Source organism: Flavobacterium hydrocarbonoxydans (assembly GCF_009789235.1).
Lineage (GTDB): Bacteria > Bacteroidota > Bacteroidia > Flavobacteriales > Flavobacteriaceae > Flavobacterium > Flavobacterium hydrocarbonoxydans.
In genome coordinates this window covers 1-2895 of record NZ_WSTB01000027.1, presented here as the reverse complement: position 1 = coordinate 2895, position 2895 = coordinate 1, and the positions used below count along the sequence as shown (strand labels likewise).

General features: G+C 36.1%; 2 protein-coding genes. Both read left to right on the top strand.

Annotated features, from left to right (window positions below):
- The coding region (locus GON26_RS21455) for a T9SS type A sorting domain-containing protein (RefSeq protein ID WP_160376815.1) at nucleotides 1-792 on the top strand (792 nt) is incomplete at its 5' end.
- Nucleotides 793-909: 117 nt separating this feature from the next.
- The coding region (locus GON26_RS21450) for an N-acetylmuramoyl-L-alanine amidase (protein ID WP_160376814.1) at nucleotides 910-2895 on the top strand (1986 nt) is incomplete at its 3' end.

Here is a 2895-nt window from a genome sequence, read left to right as displayed (position 1 = left end):
ACACAAATTCCAACTACTTCGGGTTCTACTGTGGGTATTGCAACAACTTCAACTTTGGCGAGAGCTACAGATAGTTTCAAAAATGGTACTGCAAGTTTAAAAGCCGTTTTAAACGATAATACTTCGGCTACGACAAACTGGTTAGTGCGTTTACTTTCTGGTGGAGGAACTCCTGCAAATAATCAGGCTTTTGTAGGTAATCAGGGATCTTTTGGATTTTGGTTAAAAACAAGTACGGCTAATACTGGAGCAACAGTAACAGCTTGGATTGATGATGCTGATGGTTTAGAAGAATTGCCTCCATTAGCAATTATCAATAACGGAGCCTGGAATTACTACGAATGGTTTTTACCGACTGCTGCAGGAACAACCATTACAACTGGTAACGGTATTGTTGGAGGAGCTTCAGTAACCCTTGATGCTATTGTTATTAAACAAAATAACACTGCAGCTGCAATGACAGTTTGGATTGATGATATTCAGCATAATTATATTTCGGGATGTTCCGGAACTAGAAAAATGGCTGACACTCAGGAATTAGAAAAAGAAAAAATAGTTTCTGAATTGATAGTCTATCCAAATCCAACAAACGGAATTTTGAATCTAACTTTAGAAAACAATTCAAAATCGGATGTCCGCTTGTTTAATATGACGGGACAACAAATCTTAAACACTTCTTTTGAAGGAAATGAACAGCAACTGGATCTAAGCAGTTTTGGACAAGGGATTTATATACTTCAGGTTGTTACTGATGGAAAAGCCACGACCAAAAAAATCATTTTAAACAAATAATATTTGTTTTGGGCTAAAAGGCCGTCTAGTGAGTTGGCGGTCTTTTATGCTTTTTTTTTAAATCCTTAATTATTAACCATAACCAACATAAACTATTTATTAACAAAAACCATGTACATGAAGAAAAACAAACCTATTAATTTACGAAACCAAATCGCTGCTATTTTGGTTTTGTTATGTGTTGCAACTAGTTTTGCGCAAACGACTCCAGAAACAAAGAGAGCAAGTGATAGTCAGTTATATTCTTTGGCTGATAAGTATGTAAAGTCTGCTATTAAAAAAAATGTAAAATCAAATGGAGAGGTATTTCTACAAAGAAATATGGACGAATATTTGGCATTAACAAACAAAAAAAATACAACAACTAAAAAACACAAAAAATCAACCGAAAAACACGATGAATTAGATTGTGATCATAATGGTGAACTTTTAAAAGAATACTTAAACAGACCACATCCTTCTGTAGAAACGATGACTAAATATTTTACTGCTGCTAGTAAAGAATTTGGAGTTCCTGTAGAAATTTTAATGGCTGTTGGCCAGGTACAAAGTAACTGGACACAAGTCTCTTCGTCTTTTTACGGATCCTGGGGAGTTATGGGATTAATTGAAAGCGATTATAATAATCAAATTGCTGTTGCTTCCAAATTGATCAAATCATCTCCAAAAGCTATTAAAACAAATGCAAAAACTAATATTAGAGCTGCTGCTGCTTTATTAAAAAGTTATCAGAAAAATGCTGCCCCAAAAAGCTTAGAAGATTGGTTTGAAGCAACGAAAGAATTAACTGGTTTGAACAATGAAGAAATGAAAACTTCGTTGGCAGAACGTTTTTTTAAAGTAATTAAAGAAGGTTCTAAAACAGTTACTCTCTGGAAAGAGATTATTGATATTAAAGGAAAAGTAGTGAGTATTCCGAGCCAAAAAACTATAAAAAAGAGCACTACTGGAAAAGGAGCAGCAACTGCTGCAACTGCTGCAGTTGATTATCCAGATGCTTTATCCAGATTTACATCCTGTAATTATGGTACTGGACGTAGTGGATATGGTATCGATTATTATTTTGTTCACTATATGGCTACAGGAACTTACGAAGGTGCGATTTCTTGGTTTAGCGATTGCAGCAGAACGACTCCATCATCTGCTCATTATTGTATTCGTAATTCTGATGGTCAAATTTCTCAAGTTGTTAGCGAAGCGGATCGCGCTTATGCACAAGGGGTAACGGGACAAGGACAATGGAACGGGGCTGGAATTAGTACGGAGCATGAAGTATTAGCTACGAATTTAGCCATGTGGGATAGCCAGCCAATGTTGAATGCGGCGGCTGCATTAGCAATTGATGTATGTGATAGAAATGGAATTTCTAAAACAAGGAGAGTTACAAATGGGGACCGTGCAATCTATGGACATAATGATGTTAAATTATCAACAGATTGTCCAAATCTTACCACAGCACGTTGGAATGTTTTATTAGGGAAAATTGCTGCAGGTGGTGTTTCTAATGCTCCGACGACAATAACTCCAGCTGCTGGTCAAATTTATGTAAGTACTCCAGTAAATTTTAGTTGGGATTCTACAATTTCTAATGCAGATTATCGCATACAAGTTTCAAAATCATCAGCTGGCTGGAATAACACAGATGGTTTTACAACTTCAACTTCGCCAAATAGTACAGTTGTAGTAAATGATGTAGTAAATACAGTAAAAACGTATTCTTGGAATGCAACAAATTCTGCTGTTTCTGAATCTCCTGTAGGAGGAACGGTTTATTATTACACGATAAGAAGTTATAGTCCTGCAACAGGAACTTCGACATATTCGGCTCCGGTTAGTTTTACACCAATAAGTGCTGGTTGTACTGTACCAGGAGAAACATCTATTATTGTTGATAATCTCAATGCTACTTTGGTTGGTACCTGGACAGCAACATCTGCAACTGCAGGATATATTGGGTCAAATTATATTCATGATGGCGATACAGCAAAAGGAACTAAAACAGCTACTTTTACGCCAACAATTGCTCAAAGAGGTAAATATGAAGTGTTTATCAATTTTACAGCAGGATCAAATCGCCCGACAAATGTTCCTGTGGATATCATT